A 21,374-nucleotide genomic window follows, 5' to 3' on the forward strand; every position below is an offset into this window, starting at 1 on the left:
GGTGCCACCGTGCTCGACACCGTCGACCACGTCCGCACCCGGGCCGCGCGGATCGCCACCGGCGGGGACATCGGCGTCTCCCTGCCCGACTACGCCACCCTCACCGAGTCCTTCACCAAGGCCGCCGACGCCCTGCCCGGCGTCCACGCCTCCACCGGTGCGTGGGTCGAGCCCAAGGCCCGCTTCGTCGGCGCCGACCAGGACTACACCGAGGCCTACCTGGTGGTGGTGGATCCGGCGGCCTACGCCGAGATCTCCCGCACGGTCGGGGTCGGCGAGTTCGACGGGGCGAAACTGGCCGGCACGTCGGGCGGCCGGGACACCCCGGTGCCCGCCCTGGTCAGCCGCGACCTGGCCAAGCGGCTGGCCGCCGGGCCGCCCCAGGTGCGCACGCCCAACGGCAACGCCCTGCGCCTGAGCGTCGTCGCGACCGTCGCCGCGACCCCGGCCCTGCCGGACCCGGGCAAGCCCTTCGTCGTGGTTCCGGCCGGTCCCGCCTGGGAGCGGCTGCCGGACGCGAAGCGGGTGAACAAGTGGTTCGCCGTCGGGGACATCGACCCCGAACGGGTCAGGTCGACCCTGCGGGACAACGGCGGCGCCCAGCCGACGGGTCTGGCCAAGCTGGTCGCGGACGACGCCGCGGCCGCCGGCAAGGGCACCCACGGCCTGCCCGTGGGGTACACGGTGCACAGCAGCGCGGAGACGGTCACCGTGCTCGCCGACGATCCGTTGCAGCACGCCGCCGAGCGGCTGTTCTGGTACGCGGCCGCCGCCGGAGCCGGCTACGCCCTGCTCGCCGTCCTGCTGACGCTGTTCCGCGCCGCACCCGAGCGCACCGCCGTCCTCGCCCGCCTGCGCACCATGGGCCTGCGCCCCCGCCAAGGACTCGCACTGATCATCACCGAGGCACTGCCGCAGACCCTCGCGGCCGCCGTCGGCGGCGGCCTGGCCGCCCTCGCGGCCGTCGCCCTGCTCGGCGGCGCCTTCGACATCTCCACCCTCGTCGGCGCCAAGGTCGGCGACGCCATCACCCCCGTCCTGCTCCCCGTCCTGCTGCCCACCACCGGCCTCGCCCTGCTGGTCGGCCTCGGCATCGTCCTGGAGACCCTCATCGCCGGCCGACGCCAGATCGCCACCGAACTCCGCGCCGGGGAACAGGCATGACGCCGCGAGGGGCGGCCCGCGCCGCCGCCGTGGGAACCACCGGCACCGGCCGGGCCGAGCGCACCGACCGGACCGCACAGACAGACCGCACCGACCGGGCCGACCGGACCGTCGAGACAGGAGAGCAGCCGTGAAGAGCACCCCCCAGGAGCGGCCGGCGGTCGAGGCCCCCAGCCTCCAGGAGCTCCGGCAGCGGGCCCTGGCCGCCGCCTCGCCCAAGGCCTACGGAGCGGGCTCGGCCATCGTCTGCGACCGGCTGGTCCGGATCTTCAGCGCCGAGGGCATCGAGGTCCAGGCGCTGCAGGGTCTGGAACTGACCATCCAGCAGGGCGACCTGGTGGGCCTGGTCGGTGCCTCCGGCAGTGGCAAGTCGACCCTGCTGACCATCCTCGCCGGACTCGACGTGCCGACTGCGGGCACCGCCACCGTCGCGGGCTGCGACCTGCTGGAGATGTCCGCCAAGGAACGGCTGCGCTACCGCCGCGAGGTGGTCGGCTTCATCTGGCAGCAGACGGCCCGCAACCTGCTGCCGTTCCTGACCGCGGCCGAGAACATCGCCCTGCCGATGCAGTTGCGCGGCCGCCGGAGCGGGGGGACCGGCCCGAAGCAGCAGGCCGCCCGGGTGGCCGAGCTGATGGAGGCCCTGGAGATCGGGGAACTCGCCCACCGGCGCCCCAACGAGCTCTCCGGCGGCCAGCAGCAGCGGGTCGCCATCGCGGTGGCGATGGCCAACAACCCGCCGGTGCTGCTCGCCGACGAGCCGACCGGTGAGCTGGACTCCGAGACCGCGGGGGTGATCTTCGAGTCCTTCCGCACCGTCAATCGGGAGCTCGGCACCACCGTCGTGATCGTCACCCACGACCCGATGGTCGCGGGCGAGGTCCGCCGCACGGTGGCCATCCGGGACGGGCGGACCAGCAGCGAGGTGCTGCGCCGCACCGTGACGGACGAGCACGGCGAGGAGTCGGTCAGCGAGCGCGAGTACGTGATGCTCGACCGCGCCGGCCGGGTCCAACTGCCCGTCAAGTTCCTGGAGTCGCTCGGCATGGAGCACCGGGTGGCGGTCGACCTCGCGGCCGACCACATCGAGGTCCGTCCGGACGACCTCGCGGGGAGCTGAGGGGGCGGTTCCTCAGCCGTCGCCGCCCGTCCGCTGGAAGAGGCCGCTGCCCTCGGCCTCCTGCCGGAGGTCGGGTGGCGCGGCTCCGCCGGTGCGCTCCCCCCGGGAGGGGGCGGTGCAGCGGGCGAAGAGGAACAGGGCACCGGCCGCCGCGGCGAGGATGCCGAGTGCGGTCAGGACGCGTAGCCAGGTCAAGGGGTGCCTCCTGGGGGCGGTGCGAGGGAGCGCCGCCGGGGTGTATCGGCAGCTCGGCCCGCACGGTCGAGTGCCCACCGTGGGGTTCTTCCCGTCGGCTGGTGCGCAACAGGTGGCCTACGCGGGCGCTCGAAGCACCGGAGGGGCGCGTCACATGGTTTCGCGCGCCCCTGTGGCGATGACGGTCCGCCCGCGCCGCTCCTCGGCCAGCGTGCGCAGGGCCGGCAGGTCGGGCTTGCCCAGCCCGGTCAGCGGGATCGCGGGGAGCAGCAGGACGGTGTCCGGGACGCACCGGGCGTCCCCGCGCTCCCGGACCCAGCGGCGCAGCTGGTCCGCCGTCACCCGGGCGCGCGGAGCCACCGCGACGGCGGCGTGGACGCGCTCCAGGCGGTCCGGGTCGGTGCTGGTGAACATCACCGCCTCGTGCACGTCCGGATGGCTGCGCAGCGGCTCCTCGACCTGGTGGGGGAACACATTGTGCCCCTCGACAACGGCCATCGCGTCCCGTCGGCCCGCCACCGTCAGATAGCCCGCCGCGTCCAGGCTGCCCAGGTCCCCGGTGTGCAGCCAGCCCTCCCGCAGCACCCGCGCGGTCAGCTCCGGGTCCCGCCAGTACCCGGCCATCGCGGTCGGGGTGCGGACGCAGATCTCCCCGGTCCGGCCCGGCGGCAGCGGCGCGCCCTCCTCGTCCAGGATCCGCACCCCGGTGTCCGGGTACGGGCGCCCGGCGGTGCTCAGCAGCCTCGGGTCCAGGTGCTCGTCCGGACTCAGCCGGGAGACCGGCCCGCACTCCGTCAGGCTGTACGTCTGGTGCAGCACCCGGCCCAGCCGCCGGGTCGCCTCCGCCAGCCGGCGCGGCGAGGGCGGACAGCCGGTGTAGCCGACCCGGCGCAGGCTGCCGGTGTCCGTCCCGGCCAGCAACGGGTGGTCCAGCAGCCGGTAGAGCAGGTGCGGCGGCAGGTACACCCGGGACACCCGGTGCCGCTCCACGGCCGCGAGCACCTCCTCGGCCGCGAAGCCCTCCTGCAGCACCACCGTGCCCCCGGCCGCCAGGGCGAGGTCCGCACTCGTGCCGCCGCCGTGCGCGAGCGGGGTGCAGAGCAGGAAGGACGCCCCGGACAGCAGCGCGGGCCGGGGCGGACGGGCGAAGCGGCGCAGCACGCCCTTCGGCCGGCCGGTGGTGCCACTGGTGAACCGGATCGCCATCACGTCCTCGGGGCGGCAGCGCGGCTCCAGCGGGGCGGCGGAGCAGGCCGCGGCGAGCTCGACGAGGTCCGTGCCGAAGGCCGTCGGGCCGAGGGCGAACACCCCCGCGGCGGGCAGCGCCCGCGCCACCGCCCCGGCCGCCGCGGCGTACCGGAGGGGGTCGAAGACCAGCGCCGCGGTCTCGGCGAACCCGGCCAGCGCCACCACGTCGGCGACCGGGAGGTCCGGGCCGGGCATCGCCACCCGGCAGCCCAGCAGGTTGGCCGCCAGCCGGACCAGCACCGCCTCCGGGGTGTTCCCGGCGAGCACGGTGACGCCGTCCCCGCGCCCGAGCCCGGCCCGGTCCAGCGCGCGGGCCGTCCGGAACACCGCGTCCAGGCACTCCCGGGCGGTCAGCGCCGTGGTGCCGCGGGACAGGGCCGTCCGCCCCGGATCCCGCGCGAGTCCGTCCAGCACCAGCCCGGTGTACGTCCCGCCGGCCTCTGTCATGCCCACCCTTCCGCTGTCTGACGAGGCGTCAGTCTAGGGCGCGGCACCACCACGGGTGCCCGGTGGGTGGGGCCCGCTCCGTACGACGGTGCGGGCGCCCGGCTTGTTAGGGTCGGCGGTCGATCGGACAGGGAACAGGGGAGCGGTGGACAGCGGCGAGTCGGGGACGACGGGGACGGCGGAGATGACGGGGGCGGCGGTGCTGGCGCCGCGTGGGGTGCTGGACCTGCGGGGTGCGGCCGGGGGGCGGTTCGTCGTGGAGTACCCGGCCGGGGCCGTGGTGGTGGTCTCGGGCCTGCCCGGGGCCGGCAAGAGCACGCTGCTGCGCCGCTGGTCGGCCGGCGGCGGGGCCGCGACGGTGGACCCGCGGACGGTGCACGAGGCCTGCGAGGCGGTGATGCCCGCGCGCCTGCCGTACGCCGTCTACCGGCCGTGGGCGCGACTGGAGCACGTCCGGCTGCTGCGGAGCTCGGTGCGGCGCGGTGGACCGCTGCTGGTGCACGACTGCGGCAGCCGCGCCTGGATGCGACGCTGGCTCGCCCGGGAGGCCGGCCGGCAGGGCCGCGAACTGCACCTGGTGCTGCTCGACGTCGGCGCCGCCACCGCCCTCGACGGCCAGCGGGCCCGCGGACGGCACGCCTCCGCCCGGGTGTTCGCCCGGCACCACCAGGGCCTGGCACGGCTGTCGGCGGCGTTCACCCGGCACACCCGGTCCGGCGGACCGCCGCCGACCCCGGAGGCGGCCTCCGTCCTGCTGCTGGACGCCGTCTCCCGGTCGAGGGCGGAGACGGTCGCCTTCGGGCGGGCGGCATGATGGCCCGGAACCGGTGAAGGGGTGGCGGATGGCGGACGACGGGGAACGGGGCGTTCCCGAGCGGGTGGCGGCGGCCGAGCGGGGCGCCGCCCGGCTGGGGTTCGGGAAGAGCTGCACCCGGGAGGTCGGCCGGCTGCTGGCGTTCGCCGCGGCGGCCAAGCCGGGCGGTAGGGTCGCCGAGAGCGGCACGGGTGCGGGCGTCGGTACGGCCTGGCTGCGCAGCGGGCTCGGGCCGGGCGGGCGGCTGGTCACGGTCGAGCGGGACGGGCGACTGGCCCGGGAGGCCGCGGCGCTGTTCGCGGGGGACGAACGGGTGCGGGTGCTGCACGGGGACTGGCGGCTGCTGGCGGAACACGCGCCGTTCGACGTGTTCTTCTGCGACGGCGGCGGCAAACGCGACGACCCCGACCGCGTGGTCGACCTGCTCGCCCCCGGCGGCCTGCTGCTGATGGACGACTTCACGCCCTCGCCGCACTGGCCGCCCCGCTACGGCGGTGAGGTCGACCGGCTGCGCCTGCACTACCTGACGCATCCGGCGCTGGCGGCGAGCGAGGTGCTGACCACGCCCGGCAGTTCGGCCGTGCTGGCGGTGCGACGGGCCTGACCCCGGCCCGGTGGCGGGGACGAACGGGGGGATGATGGGCGGATGGTGACGATCGAGACCTCCCGGCTGGTCCTGCGGCGCTGGCGCGAGAGCGACGTGCCGGTGATGGCCGAGGTGCACGCGGACCCCGAGGTGATGCGGTGGATCGGCGACCGGCGCGTCCTCGGCCCGGAGCTGAGCCGGGCGGCGGTCGAGCGGTGGGAACGGGCCTGGGAGGACGAGGGGTTCGGCCTGTTCGCGGTGGAGCTGCGCGAGACCGGCGAACTCGCCGGGTTCGCGGGCCTGGCGGTGCCGCTGTTCCTGCCCGAGGTGCTGCCCGCCGTCGAGATCGGCTGGCGGCTCGGCCGGTCGTTCTGGGGCCGGGGCATCGCCACCGAGGCGGCGACGGCGGCGCTGCGGTTCGGCTTCGAGGACTGCGGGTTGGAGCGGGTCGTCAGCATCGCCCAGATCGGCAACACCGCCTCCGAGCGGGTGATGGCCAAGCTCGGTCTGCGGGTCGAGCGGGAGACCACCGTCCCCGGCAACGGCAACGCCGTCCGGGTCCACGAACTGACCCGCGCGCGGTACCTGGGCCGGGAGTCCTGACCGGGAGTTCTGACCGGGAGTCCTGACCGGAGAGCCCCGGCCGGGAAAACCGCTGGCCCCGCCCGGTGCGACGGTCCTAGAGTCTGCGCGCACCGGAACCAGCGAGCACGGGGGAGCAGATGAGCAGGGCCGAGGCCGTACGGGCCGCGAACGCGTTGGGGGAGCGCTGGGTCGGGGAGGCCGGTCTGCGGCAGGGGTCCGTCCTGATGCCGGCCGGCGTCTGGCCGCTGCTCGGGCTGCTGGCCCCGGCCGGAAGCGCCCCCGTCCAAGGCGAGTTGGCGCAGGCGCTCGGGGTGCCGGTCGCGGCCGCCGCCGAGCGCGCCCGCGAACTGCTCGGCCTGTTGCGGGACATCCCCGCGGTGCGCTCCGCGCTGGGGGTCTGGACCGACGACCGGCTGCGGCTGCGCCCGGAGTGGCGGGCCTCCGTCCCGGCGGACCTGGTCGGGCGGTTGAGCGGTGACACGGAGCAGGACAAGAAGCTGCTGGACGCCTGGGCGAGCGAGCAGACCGACGGAGCGATCGACGAGATGCCGGTCGGGTTGAACCCGGACAGCCGGCTGGTGCTGGCCTCGGCGCTCACCCTGCGGACGGACTGGATCCGGCCGTTCCAGGACTTGGGGGGAATCGGCGGGAACCACACGGACGACTGGGGCCGGCCCGTCCGCTACCTGACCGGGGCGACGCGCCTGCTGGACCGTGCAGCCCTGCTGGAGACGCCCGCGGGCCCGGTCACCGAGTTCCAGGTGCTGGGGTACGGCGACATCACCGTGCACCTGCTGCTCGGCGAGCCGACGGCCGATCCCGGCAGCGTGCTGGCCGCCGGGATCGGGTCGCTCTCGCAGCGCCACCGCCGCACCACCGCCGACCGGTTGCCGGTCGGCACCACCGGCCCCGGGCTCTCGGTCGGGGCGCTGGCGCGGTACGAGCCGGAGGACCTGCTGACCGTGGGCGTCCCGCAGTTCACCGTGGCGGCCGACCACGATCTGCTGGCCCGCAAGGAACTCTTCGGGCTGACGACGCTCAGCACCCCGTCCGCGACGGAGGACCGGCTGCCCGGCCTCCAGGTCGGCGGGCTGCCGCTGTTCGCCGACAGCGCGCGCCAGAAGGCCACCGCGACCTTCGGCGCCCGCGGGTTCCGGGCTTCCGCGGTGACGGCGATCGGGATCATGGCGGGCGGCGCCGCGGCCGTGTCGCGGCCGCCGTTCCTGCAGCGCCACGTCAGCGTGGAGTTCGGCGGCCCGTTCGGCTTCCTCGCCGTCCACCGGCTCTCCCGGCTGGTGCTGGCGGCGGGCTGGGTGACCGAACCGGACGCGGCCGTGGACCCCAGGGGGGACTGGTCGGAGGAGGACGAGGACTGGTGAGGACGGGCAGGTGTCGGCGCGGTGTCCGGAGCGCCGGAATCCGGGTCGCCCACCGTAACCGCCCCCGGTGGCGCGGGTGCACTGCGAGACTGGGGTGAGCAGAGTCCGTCACGGAGAGAGGTCACACCCCGCATGCCCAGCAGCGCAGCCGTCGACAACCCGTGGTTCCGCCGGTTCAACCCGTCCGACTTCGCTCCCGCCCGGATCGTGATCTTCCCGCACGCCGGCGGATCGGCCAGCTACTACATGGACTACACCAACGCGCTGGCGCCGTACGCCGACGTGCTGGCCGTCCAGTACCCGGGCCGGCAGAACCGCTACGCGGAGCCGACGATCGACTCGGTGCCGGAACTCGCCGAGCAGGTCTACCAGGAGCTGCGCGGCTGGATGGACCGCCCGGTCGTGTTCTTCGGGCACAGCATGGGCGCGGCGGTCGCCTTCGAGGTCACCCGCCGCTTCGCCCGGGACGGCCTGGCCGGGCCGGAGCGGCTGTTCGTCTCGGCCGGCCGCGCGCCGTCGCTGCCCCGGGACAGCGCGGTGCACCTGAGGTCGGACGACGGCATGCTGGAGGAGATCGTCCGGCTCGGCGGTACGGACGAGCGGATCCTCGACGTGCCGGCCCTGCGCGAGCTGATCCTCCCGGCGCTGCGGGCCGACTACACCGCCATCGAGACCTACCTCGCCGCGCCGGACGCCGTCGTCCCGCAGCCGATCACCGCCCTGGTGGGGGAGAGCGACGCCAACGCCACGGTGGAGCAGGTCGCCCAGTGGGAGCGGCACACCACCGGGGGGTTCAGCCTGCGGGTCTTCCCGGGCGGGCACTTCTACCTGGCGGAGCAGATCGACGCCGTGGTGCGGCTGCTCACCGCGCACCTGCGGGGCTGACGGTACGTCGCGTTCCTGTCCCGGCCCTGGTTCCGGCCCCGTCCCGAGGGGGAGCGGGGCCGGGCCGGGGCGTCAGGTGGTGTAGGCGGAGTTGAGCCGGACGTACTCCTCGGTGAGGTCGCAGCCGTAGACGGTGAAGGCGCCGTCGGCGATGCCCAGGTCGATCCGGATCACCACCTCGTCGCCGCCGAGGTAGCGGCGGGCCTGGTCGAGCAGGGCCTCGCCCGGCTCCTCCGGGTACATCGGGAGCTCGTCGAAGCCGATCCGGACGGCGGCCGGGTCGATGTCGGTCTCGTCCCGGAGCTTGCCGACGGCCATGGTGATGCGGCCCCAGTTCGGGTCGGCCCCGTGCACGGCGGCCTTGACCAGCGGGGAGTTGACCACGCTCTTGCCGACGCGCTTCGCCTGGGCGGCGTCACGGGCACCGGTCACCCGGACCTCGATCAGCTTGGACGCGCCCTCGCCGTCCGAGGCGATCTCCCGTACGAGGTGCAACGCGCACTCGTCCAGGGCCTGTTCGAAGGCGGCCGGGTCGACCGGGCCGGCCAGTCCGTTGGCGAAGAGCGCCGCGGTGTCGCTGGTGGAGGTGTCGGTGTCGATGCTGAGCGCGTTGAAGGTCCGGTCCATGACGCGCCGGAACAGGGTGTCGAGCCGGTCGGCGGGAAGGTCGGCGTCGGTGAAGAAGAAGGTCAGCAGGGTCGCCATGTCGGGTTCGATCATGCCGACGCCCTTGGCGATGCCGACCAGGACGGCGTCGCCGCAGCGGACCCGGACCTCCTTGTGGCGGGTGTCCGTGGTCATGATGGCCTTGGCCGCCGCGGTGTAATCGGCCGCCGGGAAGGGCCAGTTCAGGGCGGAGAGCCCGGCGCGGATGCCGTCCATGGGGTACGGGCGACCGATCACGCCGGTGGAGGCGATGACGAGTTCCTCCGGGGGGATCCCGACGATCCCGGCGACCCGGTCGCGCACCTCGGCGGCGTTGTCCGCCCCGGTGCGCCCGGTGGCGACGTTGGCGTTGCGGGACAGCACGACCATCCCGCGACAGGCCCCGAGGGCGGCCGCCCCGCGGCTGAGCAGGACGCTGGGGCCGGCGAAGCGGGAGCGGGTGAACACCGCGGCCGACCGGCAGGGGACTTCGGAGACGACGGCCGCGAAGTCGTCCTCGACGTCCTTGAGGCCCATGTTGGTCGTGACGGCGCGGAAGCCGCGGGGTGCGACGGGCTGCATGGTGGATCGATCCCTCTCCGAGTGGGCCCGGCGCGGGGCGCGGTGGGCGGCCTCGAACCCGGAGTCGGTGAATAGATTTGCGGAGAACTGAATACATCAAACATTTCGGCGTGGTCAATGAGTTATCTCAGTGCATGACTATGCGAACGGGTTCGACGGTCGGAGCGGCCCGGGAGAGGGCTCGGGGTTCCGTCGCGTCCGGCCCCTGCCGGTGGCCCGGCGGCTCGACTACTGTGCCTGGTTGATGGACCGTCAACGGATCGTCAACGGATCGTCGACAGAGCCCGGGAGGCTGCCGCATGCGCCGGATCGCCGTCGTCGGAGCGGGCCAGGCCGGCCTCCAGCTCGCGCTCGGGCTGCTGGCCGACGGCTGCGAGGTGACGCTGGTCGCCGAGCGCACCCCGGACCAGCTGCGGGACGGGCGGGTGCTGTCCACCCAGGCGATGTTCGGCCCGGCGCTGCGGATCGAGGCGGCGGCCGGGCTGGACCTGTGGGCGGCCGAGGCCCCGGCGGTGCACTCGGTGGACGCGGCGCTGGTGGTGCCGCCGGGCGTCCGCGCGCTGGAGTTCACCATGACCCTCGACGAGCCGGCCCGGTCCGTCGACCAGCGGATCAAACTGTCCCGCTGGCTGGAGCTGTTCGCCGAGCGCGGAGGCTCGGTCGAGTACCGCTCCCTGGACCGAATCGGGCTGCACGAACTGGCCCGCCGGCACCAGCTGACCGTGGTCGCGACCGGGCGCGGCGAGCTCGCCGGGATCTTCCAGCGCGACCCCCGGCGCTCGCCGTTCGACCGGCCGCAGCGCGCCCTGTCCTGCCTCTACGCGCACGGCGTCGGGGCGCCCGACCCGGCCGCCGGGCCCAGGGCCCGGATGCACGCCCTGCCCGGCCTGGGTGAGCTCTACCTCCAGCCGGCCCTGACCCGTACCGGCCCGTGCGACATCCTGCTCTGGGAGGCGCTGCCCGGCGGCCCGCTGGACGTGTTCGGCGACGGGCCCGCACCCGACGTCCACCTCGACCGGATCCGCGCCCTGCTGGCCGAGCACCTGCCCTGGGAGGCGGAGCTGTGGCGGGAGGCCGAACCCACCGATGCCGGGGCCGGGCTGTCGGGTGCGGTCACCCCGACCGTCCGCCGGCCGGTGGCCGAACTGGGCTCGGGCGTCGACGCCGTGCACGTGCTGGGTGTGGGCGACGCGGTGGTGGTCAACGACCCGATCACCGGCCAGGGCGCCAACGGCGCCGCCCGCGCGGCGCAGGCGTACCGGCGGGCGATCCGCGAGCACGGCGACGCCCCGTTCACCGCGGACTGGATGTGCCGCACCGCCGAAGGGTTCTGGCAGCGGCACGCCCGCCACGCCGTCGACTTCACCACGGCCCTGCTGACCATGCCGGACCACCTCCAGGGCGTCTTCGCGGGCGCGGCGGAGCACCCGGAGGTCGCCCGTCGGCTGGCCAACACCTACGCCGAGCCGAGCGACCACGCCGCCTGGCTGGCCACGCCCGAGCTGACCGCCGGGTACCTGGCCTCGGTCGGGCGCTGAACGTCCATACGGGCGGGGGGAGGACCCCGCCCGGGCCGGGGGAGCGTCAGACCAGGTCGAAGCGGGTCGGACCGCCCTGCGCCCAGATGCCGCGGGAGGCCTGGTCCGGGTAGCGGACGGTCTCCGAACGGGCGCTGAGGACCCGGGTGAGCTGCTGCTCCGGCTCGTGGGCGGCCCAGCCCGGGTCGCCGGTGCCGACGAAGCGGACCCAGGCCTGCTGGAGCTCCCGGGAGACCGCGACGGCCTCCGGGGCGGGCGGGTCGCCGAGGAAGTGCCGGCCCATCGGGCTGTCCAGGGAGCCGAAGGCCAGTGGGACGTCCAGGCCGTGGCAGGCGCCGAACGCCCCGCCCAGGGCCGGGGCCGGGTAGGCGAGTTGGAAGAGGTGGGAGGTGCCGCCGGCCGCCGTGTTGCCCTCGGCGAGGTGGAGCGAGGGGATCCGGAACAGCGCGTCGGAGAAGACGGCCCCGACCAGGGTGTCGGGCGTGGCGCCGGGGAAGGCGGCGCGGTAGGCGTCCGGGCCGCCCGGGTGCGGGGCGAGCAGCGCCAGCGCGGTGCGGGCGTCCTCCTCGGTGAAGGCGCCGTGCCGGCCGGCCAGGACGGCGAACAGCCGGAACTCCTCCCGGGCGTGACCGACCAGCAGCTCGATGCCCTCGGCCCGTCCGGCGGCCAGTGCCGTCCAGGGCTCCTCGGTGAGGAGCTCGCCGTCGACCACCGGCACGGTGGGGACGCCGGTCTGGGCGAGCCGGCCCCAGCGCGCGAGATGCCCGGGGAGGGCGGCGCCGAGCCCGGTGACGGCCTCGGCCAGCTGCCAGGGGTCGATGCCGGCGAGGCCGGCCGCGGTGGGGGCGGCGCCGAGCCGCTCCGCCAGGGCGGCGGTGATCTCGGCGGCCAGCGCGGGGGTGGCGAGGTTGCCGCCGACGGAGTGGGCGATCGCCCGGTGGAACAGGCCGCGGGCCCGCGGCACGGCCAGCAGCGCGGCCACCGAGGAGGCCCCGGCCGACTGGCCGGCGACGGTGACCCGGGCGGGATCGCCGCCGAACGCGGCGATGTTGTGCCGCACCCACTCCAGGGCCGCGATCTGGTCGAGGAAGGCGCGGTTGGCCGGGGCGCCGTCGAGGAGGGCGAAACCCTCGGCGCCCACCCGGTAGTTGACGGTCACCACGACCAGGCCGGCCCGGGCCAGCTCGGTCTGGTCGTACAGCGGGTCGCCCGCGGTGCCGGAGATGAAGCCGCCGCCGTGCAGCCAGACCAGCACCGGCAGCCCGGCCGAGTCCGGGTGCGGGGTGCAGACGTTGAGCGTCAACCAGTCGGTGCCGGTGGTCGGTTCGGCCTGGAGGGGGCCGGACTGGGGGACGACGGGGCCGTACGCGACGGCCTCGCGGACGCCGTCCCAGGGCTCGGGCGGTACGGGGGCGGCGAAGCGGAGCGGGCCGACCGGGGGCCGGCCGTAGGGGATGCCGCGGAAGGCGGCGAGGCCGCGGTCCACGAAGCCGCGGACGGCTCCTGCGGTGGTGCGGGCGACGGGCTGCACGAGCACGGGACGCTCCTCCCTCGGAATGCCTCCAGCGTTGTCGGTCAGTTGTACATCAGCCGGATGGGCGCCGGGTACGTCCCGGGGGCGCTGTACGGGGAGGAGGTCCGGCCGGCCCGTGACGGCGTGGCAGGCTGGGCGGGTACCGCCGCCGCACGGCACCGGACCACCGCCGTCCCCACCGCACCAGCCCCGCACGACGCAAGCCCCGCGACCAGGAGCACCCGCATGGACCGACCCGCCTCCCTCCGCCTCGACGCCACCGCCTCCGGGCACCCGGCCGGCATCCTCGACGCCGCCGAACAGGCCGAACGCCGGGGCATGGACCGGCTGGTGGTCGCCGAGACCGCGTACGACCCGTTCCTGCAGCTCGCCCGCGCGGCCGACCGCACCGCGTCGATCGAGCTGGCCACCGGCATCGCGGTGGCCTTCGCCCGCACCCCGATGACGCTGGCCTACCAGGCCTGGGGGCTGCACGCGGCCTCCGGCGGTCGGGCCGTCATCGGGCTGGGCTCGCAGGTCAAGCCGCACATCGAGAAGCGCTTCGGGATGCCCTGGGACCGGCCGGCCGTCCGGATGCGGGAGTACGTGCACGCGGTGCGGGCGATCTGGCACAGCTGGCAGACCGGTGAACGGCTGCGGTTCCGGGGCGAGTTCTACACCCACACGGTGATGACGCCGGTGTTCTCGCCCGACCCGGTCCCCTCCGGGGTGCCCCGGATCCTGCTCGCGGGCGTCGGGCCGCTGATGACCCGCACCGCCGGGGCGGTGGCGGACGGCTTCCTCGCGCACCCGTTCTCCTCCACCGCCTACCTGACCGAGCAGGTACTGCCCGGGCTGGTCGAGGCGCGGGCACGGGCGGAGGCCGAGGGGGCGGAGTGGACCGGGCGGCCGTTCGAGACGGTCGGCAATGTGCTCACCGCCACCGGCCGGACCGAGGAGGAGCTGGCGGCCAACCGGGCGGGGGTGCGCGAGCGGCTGGCCTTCTACGCCTCCACCCCGGCCTACCGCCCGGTGCTGGCGCAGCACGGCTGGGAGGGGTTGCAGGAGGAGCTGCACACCCACTCGGTGCGCGGGCGCTGGGCCGAGATGACGGCGCTGGTCTCCGACGAGGTGTTCGACGCCTTCGCGGTCTCCGGCACGGTCGAGGAGGCCGCCCGGGAGATCCACCGCCGGTACGCGGGGCTGGTCACCCGGCTGTCCGTCAACCTGCCCGAGGACGCGGATCCGGCGCTCGGCCTGGACGTGCTGGCGGCGGTGCGCGCGCTGGGCTGAGCGGAAACTGTCCAGGAACTGCCGTACAGGGATGGTGATCGGTCGTGAACTGATCAAGATGCGTCACATTCGGGCAAGCCGCCCTCGGTGGTCCGCCCGGGAGGGAGGATCACGCTGAGCAGGCGGACCGTGCCCGGTGGGCAGCGGCCTGTCATGTCTTGGCCATCCGCTCCTGGCCGTCCGCCGACGATCCCGGGGGTGCCCGCGTGTCCGTGTCCGACGATCGCACCGCAGCCGACGACCCGTACGGGCCCTGGGGGCCCGCCGAGGAGGACGAACTCGCCGACCTCGACGAGTTCCTGCGCGTCAGCGCCGAACTCACCGGCTTCGACGTCCCCGAACTCCGCGCCACCGGCATGGCCGACGAGCACCACCGCACCACCCTGGCCCACCGGGTCCGGGACGAGCACGCCCTGGTCCACCTCTGGTACGTCGGTGCCTGGCCCGGCGAGGCCCCGAGCTCCACCCGCGCCCACGACCACGGACTGGTCTGGCGGACCTTCCGGGGCAGCCCGCCCGGCGCCGCCGCCCCCGGGTACGGCAGCTGGGCCGAGGCCCCGTCCGGCAGTGCCCCGTCCGGTAGTGCCGCGTCCAGCACTGCCGCGTCCGGCAGCGCCCCGTTCGGCGGCGCGTCGTCCGGAGGTGAGCAGCAGTGAGCGCCCACTGGGACGCCGTCGTGGTCGGGGCCGGCTTCGCCGGCAGCCTGGTCGCCCAGCGCCTCGGCGCCCGGGGATGGCGGGTCCTCGTCCTGGAAGCCGGCCGGCCCGCACCGGGCAGCGCCGAGACCTCCGCCGCCCACCGCGCGGCCGGCGGCGGCCCGCCCACCTCGCCCTACCCGCACAACCCCGACGCCCCCTCACCCGACGTCACCGACCTCACCGGCCACCCGGACGGCGGCTACACCGCCGACGGGCACCTGCGCCAGTACGGCCCGCTGCCCTACGCCAGCGGCTACCTGCGCGCCAACGGCGGCACCGGACTGCTCTGGACCGGCCTCACCCCGCGCATGCACCCCGAGGACTTCCGCACCGGCGACCTCGGCCACGGCCGCAGCTGGCCGATCGGCTACCACGACCTGGAACCCCACTACCGCGACGCCGAACAGGAACTCGGCGTCGCCGCCGACGCCGAGGAACAGCGCCGCGCCGTCGGCCTGCCCCTCCCCGCGGGCTACGCCTACCCGATGCGGGCGATCCCGGCCAGCCACCTCGACCGGCAGCTGGCCCGCGCCCTCGACGGCCGGACGGTGCGCGACCCCGCCATGACCGACCCGGCCCGGCTCGCCGTCACCCGCACCCCGCACGCCCGCAACGGCCTGCCCACCCGGCCCGGCACCGGCCACGGCGCGCCCTGCGCCGGGAGCGCGAGCTGCGTCCCCGCCTGCCCGGGCGGCGCCAAGTACACCCCGCTGCGCACCCAGGCCCGCTGGGCGCCCGCCGTCGAACTGCGCACCGAGGCCGTGGTCAGCCGGGTGCTCGCCGACCCGGGGACCGGACGGGCCACCGGGGTCGAGTACCTGGCCGGCGGCACGGCGCACCGGGTGACCGCCGACCTGGTGGTGATCGCCGCGCACGCGATCGAGAACGCCCGGCTGCTGCTGCTGTCCGGCCTGGCCAACCGCAGCGACCAGGTCGGCCGGAACCTGATGGACCACCCCGCGCTGCTCACCTGGGGGCTGATGCCCGGCCAGGTCGGCCCCTACCGGGGGCCCGGCTCCACCAGCGGACTGGAGGCCTTCCGCTTCGGCGGGGCCCGCCGGCACCGGGCGCCGTTCCGGATCGAGATCGGCAACTGGGGCTGGTCCTGGGCCGGCGGCGACCCGGCGACCGAGGCCGCCGCGCTGCTCGCCGCCGGGCTGCGCGGCAAGGAGCTGCGCGAACGCCTCGGTGACCGGCTCGGGCGGCAGTTCTCGCTCCAGTTCGAACTGGAGCAGCCCGCCGACCCGGCCAACCGGGTCACCCTCGACCCGCAGCGGCGCGACCCGCTCGGCCTGCCCGCCCCCGCGATCCACTACGACCTGGACGGCTACGTCCGCGAGGGCATGGCCTCCGCCCGGGCCGTCTCCGACCAGCTCTTCGCCCTGCTGGGCGCCGAGGACCACACCGCCTACCCGGGCGCGGGCTGGCCCGGCCGGCTGGAGCACCGCGGCGCCGTCCACGGCTACCGGGGAGCCGGCCACGCCGGCGGCACCCACCTGATGGGCGATTCCCCCGGCAACTCCGTGGTCGACCAGTGGCAGCGCTGCTGGGACCACCCCAACCTGTACGCCGTCGGCTGCGGCTCGATGCCCTCGCTCGGCACCTCCAACCCCTCGCTCACCATGGCCGCCCTCGCGCTGCGCAGCGCCGAGCGGATGCACCAGGACCTGCTGGAGCTGCGGCGGCCGGCCGCCCTCTCCCCGCCCCGCACGCCCGTACCCCCCTCGATCTCGGAGCCCTCATGACCGGCCTGCCGCTGCCGCCCGTCCCGGAGCCGTACCACCTGCCCTTCCACTACGGCGCGCTGCACAACATCGGCGTCGACTACCTGGTGGACCCGGAGCGGGCCCGCCGGCTGCTCGACAAGCGCCACCCCGGGCTGAGCGCCGCGACCTTCGACGGCGGGGCCTGCGTCTCGCTCAACTACCAGCTGTACTTCGCCCAGTACCCGAACGGCGGCGGCATCACCGAGGAGCTGGAGATCAACCTGATCGCCCACCCGGTGTTCGCCGAGGACCGCATCCCGGTGGTCAACTACGGCCAGTACGCCCGGGGTTACGACCAGACCAAGCTGCTCGGCATCGCCCGGCTGCACGTGCTGTGCGACAACCCGCTCGCCATCGACGCCGGGCGCCGGCTGTACGCCGAACCCAAGCACCCCGGCTGGTTCGAGACCACCCTGCCCTCCCTCAACGCGGCCGCCGTGCGCGAACGGTGGAGCATCTCCTGCCGCCGGGGCGAACTCGGTCCGGAGGGGCTGCGCCGCCACCAGGAGGAGATCCTCGCCCTGGACGTCGACCTGGTCGGCCTCACCCCCGAGCCGGTGAACAACACCCCGATCACCGGCTACGGCACCGACGACGAGGGCCGACTGCTCGCCGGACCGCTCAACGTCCACCAGCCGTACCGCTACTACGCCCTGGACGACCGCACCGCCGACCGGGTCCGGCTCGACCTCGGCAACCCGGCCGAGGAGGCCGCCCGCGACCTCGCCCAGCTGATCGGCGAGGCCCCGGCGGCCGGTGTCTGGACCTACCAGTCCGCGCCGGTGGCCGCCCACCACCGCGCCTACTACGTCCGGTGACGGCGCGCCCCTCTCCGGAGTGAAACCGCGTCGCCGAGGAGGACGGGCCCCGCTAGTCTCGCGTCCGACATGGACGACACCCACGAGATCGACGGGCTGAGCGACTTCGAGGCGCTCGACCACCTGCACGAGCCCGGGGCCTACCTGCGGCTGGCCCGACGGACCGCCCAGCCCGGGGTGCTGCGCGTGCTGGCCCGGTGCGAGTACTCCTTCGTCTGGCACGAGATCGCCCGTAACTCCGCTGCGCCCGTCGATGTGCTGGTCGCCCTCGCACCCCGGCGGCACGACAGTTGGGACGACAACTGCCTGCTGCGGTTGTTAGCCGCCCGCCCAGAGCTCACCGGCGAGGCCCTGGACGGGGTGGTCGAGCTGGTGGCCGAGCGGCTGCGGGAGGGCGAGCGGCCGTACGCCGCGGTGCTGCTGCTGGCCCGGCGGCCGGGGGTGACGGAGGAACGGCTGAGCCGGCTGGGGCACCTGCCCGGTGCCTCCAGCCGGCTCCGCCGGGGGATCAGCCGTGCGCTGGCGGCCCGCCCGCCGGGCTGAGTTCGGCCGCGGGCTGCCCGCCGGTCGCGGCCGGCTCGGGTGCCCGGGCGGCCCAGCGCCCGGCCAGGACGGTGCCGACCACCAGTTGGAGCTGGTGGTAGGCCATCAGCGGCAGCACCATCACCCCCGCCTCCGACCCGAACAGCACGGTGGCCATCGGCAGCCCGTTGGCCAGGCTCTTCTGCGAACCGCACAGCATCGCCGCGATCGCGGCCGGGCGGTCCAGCCCCAGCCCGCGCGCCCCGAGCCCGGTGGCCGCCAGGGTGGCGGCGAGCAGCGCCAGCAGCACCACGACCATGCCGAGCAGGGCGAACGGCGTCGCCTGGTGCCAGATGCCCTGGGCCACCGCCGCGCTGAACGCCGTGTAGACGACCAGCAGGATCGAGCCGCGGTCCACCGGGGTCAGCAGCCGTTTGTGACGGGCCACCAGGCCGCCGATCCACGGCCGCAACACCTGCCCCAGCAGGAACGGCGCCAGCAGCTGGAGCCCGATCCGCAGCAGCCCGTCCGCCGACAGCCCGGCGTGCGAGCCGAGCAGTCCGGCGACCAGCAGCGGGGTGAGCACCAGCCCGGCCAGGCTGGAGTACGTCCCCGCGCAGATCGCCGCCGGGACGTCGCCCCCGGCGGCGCCGGTCAGCGCCACCGAGGACTGCACCGTGGACGGCACCAGGCAGAGGAACAGCACCCCGGCCTGCAGCTGTTCGGTCAGCGGAACCGGCGTCAGCAGCGCGGTGGCCAGGCCGAGCAGCGGGAAGAGACCGAAGGTGGCGGCGAGCACCAGGCCGTGCAGTCTCAGGTGGCGCAGCCCGGCCAAGGTCTCCCGGGTGGACAGCCGGGCGCCGTAGAGGAAGAACAGCAGGGCCACGGCGAGGTCGCAGGCCGTCGCGGCGAACCGGGCCCCGGCGCCGGAGGCCGGGAACAGCGCGGCCAGGCCCACCGTGCCCGCCAGCGCCAGCAGGTACGGGTCGAACCTGCGCCACCACGACGGGCGTTGGGCGCGGGCCGTCACGGCCCGGCTCCGCCGCCGACCGGGCTGCCGGCCGGGCCCCCGGTCAGGCTTCCGGCCAGGCCCCCGACCAGGGACCCGGCGCCGTCGTGGTCGCTGCCCGCCGAGCCGCCGCCCTGTTGGAGGTTGGCCGTGCGGTCGACCTCCAGCCAGGAGTCGGCGTGCGAGTTGTCGACGACCGTGATCAGGCTGCCGCCCGCGGCGGCCGGGGCCGCGCCGACCGCGAGCAGGGCGCACGCCCCGGTCAGCCCCAGGACGGTGGCCCGCAGCGCGGCGGCCGCCGAGGACGGGGCGGGCCGGCGCGGCCCGGGGCTCAAGCCGTCACGTCCGCGAGCCGCCGGGAGCGCGTGATGTTGCGCTCCAGCAGTTCGGTGGACTCCCGCACGCCGACCGGCTTGGCCAGCTCGGCCTGGGAGGGCAGGCGCCCGTCGGCGCTCTTGAGGCCGGTGAGCGCCTCGTCGATCGCCCGGTGGGCCGCGAACAGGCACGGCGTGCTGTAGATCGCGACATCCACCCCGAGCTCGGTGAGCTCGGTGAGGGACAGCCGGGGGGACTTGCCGCCCGCGATCTGGTTGAACAGCAGGGGCTTGTCGCCGACCTCCTTGCGGATCCGGCGGATCCACTCCTCGCTGCGCACGCCGTCCACCAGGACCACGTCGGCGTCCGTCTCGGCGAGCGCGCGGGCGCGGCGCAGGATGTCCGCCTCCTCGGTGGCGTCGGTGCGGGCGACCACCAGGAGGTCGGTGCGGTCGGCGAGGACGAGTTCGAGCTTCGTCAGGTACTCCTCCAGCGGGAGGACCTGCTTGCCGTCGGCGTGCCCGCAGCGGCGCGGGCGCTTCTGGTCCTCCAGGATCACGCCGGAGGCGCCGATGGCCTCCAGCCGGCGCACCACGTGGCAGGCGACCTCGGGATCGACGTAGCCGTCGTCGATGTCGACCAGCAGGTGGTGCGTGGGGAACGCGCCGCGCAGCCGTTCGACGAAGGCGACCATGTCGGGCCAGGCGATGAAGCCGATGTCCGGCAGGCCGTAGTACGAGGCGGCGAAGCCGAAGCCGGAGACGAACATGCCGTCGTAGTGCTCGGCCGCGATGGAGGCCGAGTACATGTCGTGGACGCCGATCAGGGGCGTGGTGCCCTGGTCCGCGATCGCCGCGCGGAGCCGCTGCCCGGGGCCCGCGGAGGTGGAAGCGTGGAACATGGGTCTCTCCTGACTCGCAAGGATTTTGCCTGAACTTGGCTTTCTCAAGACCAAATCGAGGTGCCATCACTATGCGGTCTTTAAAGGTCCATGGGCAAACCTTTAATAGAGATTCACCCATGTGAGTGAACGAATTTTCGACAATGCGTCAGTCATATGAAGTAAACATTCCGGGTCTGATCTGAGTTCGATACGAGTCCGGGATGACGGCCGGGTGACGGCGGTGCCACGGCCCGCTCAACGGCGCGGAGCGGCGCCGCAACGCGGACCGCCGCCGCAGCGGTCGCTGCGACGGCGGTGGTGGCGGAGGTGCTGGTGGGGCTCCGGCGGGCCCCCGGGACGGTGTCCGGGGGCGCGTCGGATCTGTCGGGATCGCGCCGGAGCGGGGCCGGGGCCGGGGCTGCTCCGGTGGGGTCAGGCGCTCGGGGTGGGGCGCACGGCGCGGCGTTCGCGCAGGGTGCGCAGGACCCGGCGGGTGGCGCGGGTGGCGACCGGGGGGAGGAGGTCCAGGGCGATCCGGCGGGAGGCCGAGCGCTGGAGCTGGGCGGGCGTCTTGACCTGGTAGTTGAGGCGGAGGACCTGGTGGCCGGCGATGCTGTCCTCGTCGACGGCGTAGTCCTCGGCCCGCCAGTCGCGGGCCAGCAGGGTCCGGCGGGCGGCGGCGGCGTCCCCCCAGGTGCCGTAGAACTTCATCGGGGTGAGCAGCACCGGCTGGAGTCCGCCGGTGAAGACGGCCTCCCAGACGGCGGCCGAGACGCCCGGGGTGTGCTCCGAGCGGTAGTCGTCCAGCGAGATCAGACCGTCCTCGGCGAGCGCGGCCCGGGCCACCAGGATGTCCCCGCTGACGTGCTCGTACAGGTGCGAGGCGTCGACGTGGACGAAGCGGCAGCTGCCCGCCGGGATCCGGCCGTCGGCCAGCACCGAGGTGGGGGCCTGGACGATCTCGGGCAACTCGGCGTGGAAGGCGAGGTAGTTGGACTCGAAGGCGCTGCGGGTGAGGGTCTTGCGGTAGGACATGGACATCTCGGCGGCGTTCTCCGCGTCGGAGGCCTCGGAGTCGAAGAGGTCGCAGACGGTCAGCCGCTCGCCCGGCCGGAGGTGGTCCCCGAGCAGGACGGCGCTGCGGCCGAGGTAGCTGCCCAGCTCCAGGATGTCCCCGCTGACCCCGGCGGCCGTCTGGGCGGACAGCAGATGGGAGAACGCGGCCCGGTCCAGGCCGAAGAACCAGCCCGGGATGTCGTCCCGCCGGAGCGGGGCGGGGCCGGTGGCTGCGGTCTCTTCACTGGGCACGGCTGCCTCCAGGGGGCGGGCGGGGCGCGGTGGTGGATCACGCCGGCGGAGGGTCGCCGTG

The 21,374-nt window shown here is 75.1% G+C and carries 21 protein-coding genes and 1 pseudogene; 14 read left to right on the forward strand and 8 right to left on the reverse strand.

Annotated features, from left to right (window positions below):
• The 3 genes and pseudogenes from ACFY2K_RS13930 to ACFY2K_RS13940 all read left to right on the forward strand — a co-directional run.
• Nucleotides 1–1,164 (forward strand): annotated as a pseudogene (locus tag ACFY2K_RS13930) (hypothetical protein); the annotation flags it as partial.
• Nucleotides 1,161–1,298, forward strand: a complete 138-nt coding sequence (locus tag ACFY2K_RS13935; protein ID WP_387711441.1) for a hypothetical protein — start codon at nucleotides 1,161–1,163, stop codon at nucleotides 1,296–1,298. The pseudogene ACFY2K_RS13930 and the gene ACFY2K_RS13935, both read left to right, overlap by 4 nt.
• Nucleotides 1,295–2,284, forward strand: a complete 990-nt coding sequence (locus ACFY2K_RS13940; protein ID WP_380526129.1) for an ABC transporter ATP-binding protein — start codon at nucleotides 1,295–1,297, stop codon at nucleotides 2,282–2,284. The genes ACFY2K_RS13935 and ACFY2K_RS13940 overlap by 4 nt, the downstream gene beginning before the upstream one ends.
• A 12-nt stretch (nucleotides 2,285–2,296) precedes the next feature.
• On the opposite strand, the gene ACFY2K_RS13945 is transcribed toward ACFY2K_RS13940, so the two are convergent.
• Both ACFY2K_RS13945 and ACFY2K_RS13950 read right to left on the reverse strand, forming a co-directional pair.
• Entirely contained in the window at nucleotides 2,297–2,479 is a 183-nt protein-coding gene (locus tag ACFY2K_RS13945) for a hypothetical protein (RefSeq protein ID WP_380399440.1), read from the reverse strand.
• Nucleotides 2,480–2,629: 150 nt separating this feature from the next.
• Nucleotides 2,630–4,174 carry an AMP-binding protein gene (locus tag ACFY2K_RS13950; RefSeq protein ID WP_380589334.1) on the reverse strand — a complete coding sequence of 515 codons (1,545 nt, stop codon included), beginning with the start codon at nucleotides 4,172–4,174 and terminating at the stop codon, nucleotides 2,630–2,632.
• Between the two features lie 145 nt (nucleotides 4,175–4,319).
• Between ACFY2K_RS13950 and ACFY2K_RS13955 the strand changes: the two genes are divergently transcribed.
• The 5 genes from ACFY2K_RS13955 to ACFY2K_RS13975 all read left to right on the forward strand — a co-directional run bounded on the left by ACFY2K_RS13955 (nucleotide 4,320) and on the right by ACFY2K_RS13975 (nucleotide 8,423).
• A complete protein-coding gene (locus tag ACFY2K_RS13955) occupies nucleotides 4,320–4,988 on the forward strand; it encodes an AAA family ATPase (protein ID WP_387711444.1) in 669 nt (222 codons plus the stop codon).
• Between the two features lie 28 nt (nucleotides 4,989–5,016).
• Nucleotides 5,017–5,592: an O-methyltransferase gene (locus tag ACFY2K_RS13960; RefSeq protein ID WP_387711446.1), complete on the forward strand. Its 576-nt coding sequence runs from the start codon at nucleotides 5,017–5,019 to the stop codon at nucleotides 5,590–5,592.
• Nucleotides 5,593–5,634: 42 nt separating this feature from the next.
• Nucleotides 5,635–6,177: a GNAT family N-acetyltransferase gene (locus ACFY2K_RS13965; protein ID WP_380589343.1), complete on the forward strand. Its 543-nt coding sequence runs from the start codon at nucleotides 5,635–5,637 to the stop codon at nucleotides 6,175–6,177.
• A 119-nt stretch (nucleotides 6,178–6,296) separates the two neighbouring features.
• Nucleotides 6,297–7,538: a serpin family protein gene (locus tag ACFY2K_RS13970; protein ID WP_387711448.1), complete on the forward strand. Its 1,242-nt coding sequence runs from the start codon at nucleotides 6,297–6,299 to the stop codon at nucleotides 7,536–7,538.
• Nucleotides 7,539–7,670: 132 nt separating this feature from the next.
• Nucleotides 7,671–8,423 (forward strand): thioesterase II family protein, encoded by a 753-nt coding sequence (locus tag ACFY2K_RS13975; protein WP_380526117.1) that lies wholly within the window; start codon nucleotides 7,671–7,673, stop codon nucleotides 8,421–8,423.
• Between the two features lie 72 nt (nucleotides 8,424–8,495).
• Here ACFY2K_RS13975 and argJ read toward each other — a convergent pair whose 3' ends face one another.
• Entirely contained in the window at nucleotides 8,496–9,650 is a 1,155-nt protein-coding gene (gene argJ, locus ACFY2K_RS13980; protein ID WP_380526115.1) for a bifunctional glutamate N-acetyltransferase/amino-acid acetyltransferase ArgJ, read from the reverse strand.
• Nucleotides 9,651–9,949: 299 nt separating this feature from the next.
• Here argJ and ACFY2K_RS13985 point away from each other — a divergent pair, with 299 nt between their 5' ends.
• Nucleotides 9,950–11,188 (forward strand): styrene monooxygenase/indole monooxygenase family protein, encoded by a 1,239-nt coding sequence (locus tag ACFY2K_RS13985; RefSeq protein WP_387711451.1) that lies wholly within the window; start codon nucleotides 9,950–9,952, stop codon nucleotides 11,186–11,188.
• Nucleotides 11,189–11,234: 46 nt separating this feature from the next.
• On the opposite strand, the gene ACFY2K_RS13990 is transcribed toward ACFY2K_RS13985, so the two are convergent.
• Nucleotides 11,235–12,725: a carboxylesterase/lipase family protein gene (locus ACFY2K_RS13990; RefSeq protein ID WP_387711452.1), complete on the reverse strand. Its 1,491-nt coding sequence runs from the start codon at nucleotides 12,723–12,725 to the stop codon at nucleotides 11,235–11,237.
• Nucleotides 12,726–12,947: 222 nt separating this feature from the next.
• On the opposite strand from ACFY2K_RS13990, the gene ACFY2K_RS13995 reads away from it, so the two are divergent.
• From ACFY2K_RS13995 to ACFY2K_RS14015, 5 genes are all read left to right on the forward strand, one after another.
• On the forward strand, nucleotides 12,948–13,994 hold the full coding sequence (locus ACFY2K_RS13995; RefSeq protein WP_387711454.1) for a TIGR03617 family F420-dependent LLM class oxidoreductase: 1,047 nt from the start codon (nucleotides 12,948–12,950) through the stop codon (nucleotides 13,992–13,994).
• Nucleotides 13,995–14,206: 212 nt separating this feature from the next.
• The gene (locus tag ACFY2K_RS14000) at nucleotides 14,207–14,650 is read left to right on the forward strand and encodes a hypothetical protein (RefSeq protein ID WP_387711456.1); all 444 of its coding nucleotides are present in this window, start codon (nucleotides 14,207–14,209) and stop codon (nucleotides 14,648–14,650) included.
• Nucleotides 14,647–16,437, forward strand: coding sequence for a GMC family oxidoreductase (locus ACFY2K_RS14005; protein WP_387711458.1), 1,791 nt, complete (start codon nucleotides 14,647–14,649; stop codon nucleotides 16,435–16,437). The genes ACFY2K_RS14000 and ACFY2K_RS14005 overlap by 4 nt, the downstream gene beginning before the upstream one ends.
• Entirely contained in the window at nucleotides 16,434–17,276 is an 843-nt protein-coding gene (locus ACFY2K_RS14010) for a hypothetical protein (protein ID WP_380526102.1), read from the forward strand. Before ACFY2K_RS14005 ends, ACFY2K_RS14010 begins: the two co-directional genes overlap by 4 nt.
• A 69-nt stretch (nucleotides 17,277–17,345) precedes the next feature.
• Nucleotides 17,346–17,819 carry a hypothetical protein gene (locus tag ACFY2K_RS14015; protein ID WP_380526100.1) on the forward strand — a complete coding sequence of 158 codons (474 nt, stop codon included), beginning with the start codon at nucleotides 17,346–17,348 and terminating at the stop codon, nucleotides 17,817–17,819.
• Here ACFY2K_RS14015 and ACFY2K_RS14020 read toward each other — a convergent pair.
• The 4 genes from ACFY2K_RS14020 to ACFY2K_RS14035 all read right to left on the reverse strand — a co-directional run bounded on the left by ACFY2K_RS14020 (nucleotide 17,785) and on the right by ACFY2K_RS14035 (nucleotide 21,313).
• On the reverse strand, nucleotides 17,785–18,828 hold the full coding sequence (locus ACFY2K_RS14020; RefSeq protein ID WP_387711460.1) for a bile acid:sodium symporter family protein: 1,044 nt from the start codon (nucleotides 18,826–18,828) through the stop codon (nucleotides 17,785–17,787). The genes ACFY2K_RS14015 and ACFY2K_RS14020 overlap by 35 nt on opposite strands.
• The gene (locus ACFY2K_RS14025; RefSeq protein ID WP_380526096.1) at nucleotides 18,825–19,142 is read right to left on the reverse strand and encodes a hypothetical protein; all 318 of its coding nucleotides are present in this window, start codon (nucleotides 19,140–19,142) and stop codon (nucleotides 18,825–18,827) included. The genes ACFY2K_RS14020 and ACFY2K_RS14025 overlap by 4 nt, the downstream gene beginning before the upstream one ends.
• Nucleotides 19,139–20,023 (reverse strand): oxaloacetate decarboxylase, encoded by an 885-nt coding sequence (locus ACFY2K_RS14030; protein ID WP_380526094.1) that lies wholly within the window; start codon nucleotides 20,021–20,023, stop codon nucleotides 19,139–19,141. The genes ACFY2K_RS14025 and ACFY2K_RS14030 overlap by 4 nt, the downstream gene beginning before the upstream one ends.
• Before the next feature lie 414 nt (nucleotides 20,024–20,437).
• A complete protein-coding gene (locus tag ACFY2K_RS14035) occupies nucleotides 20,438–21,313 on the reverse strand; it encodes a class I SAM-dependent methyltransferase (RefSeq protein WP_380526092.1) in 876 nt (291 codons plus the stop codon).
• Nucleotides 21,314–21,374 lie beyond the last annotated feature (61 nt).

Source organism: Kitasatospora sp. NPDC001309 (assembly GCF_042896295.1).
Taxonomy (GTDB): domain Bacteria; phylum Actinomycetota; class Actinomycetes; order Streptomycetales; family Streptomycetaceae; genus Kitasatospora.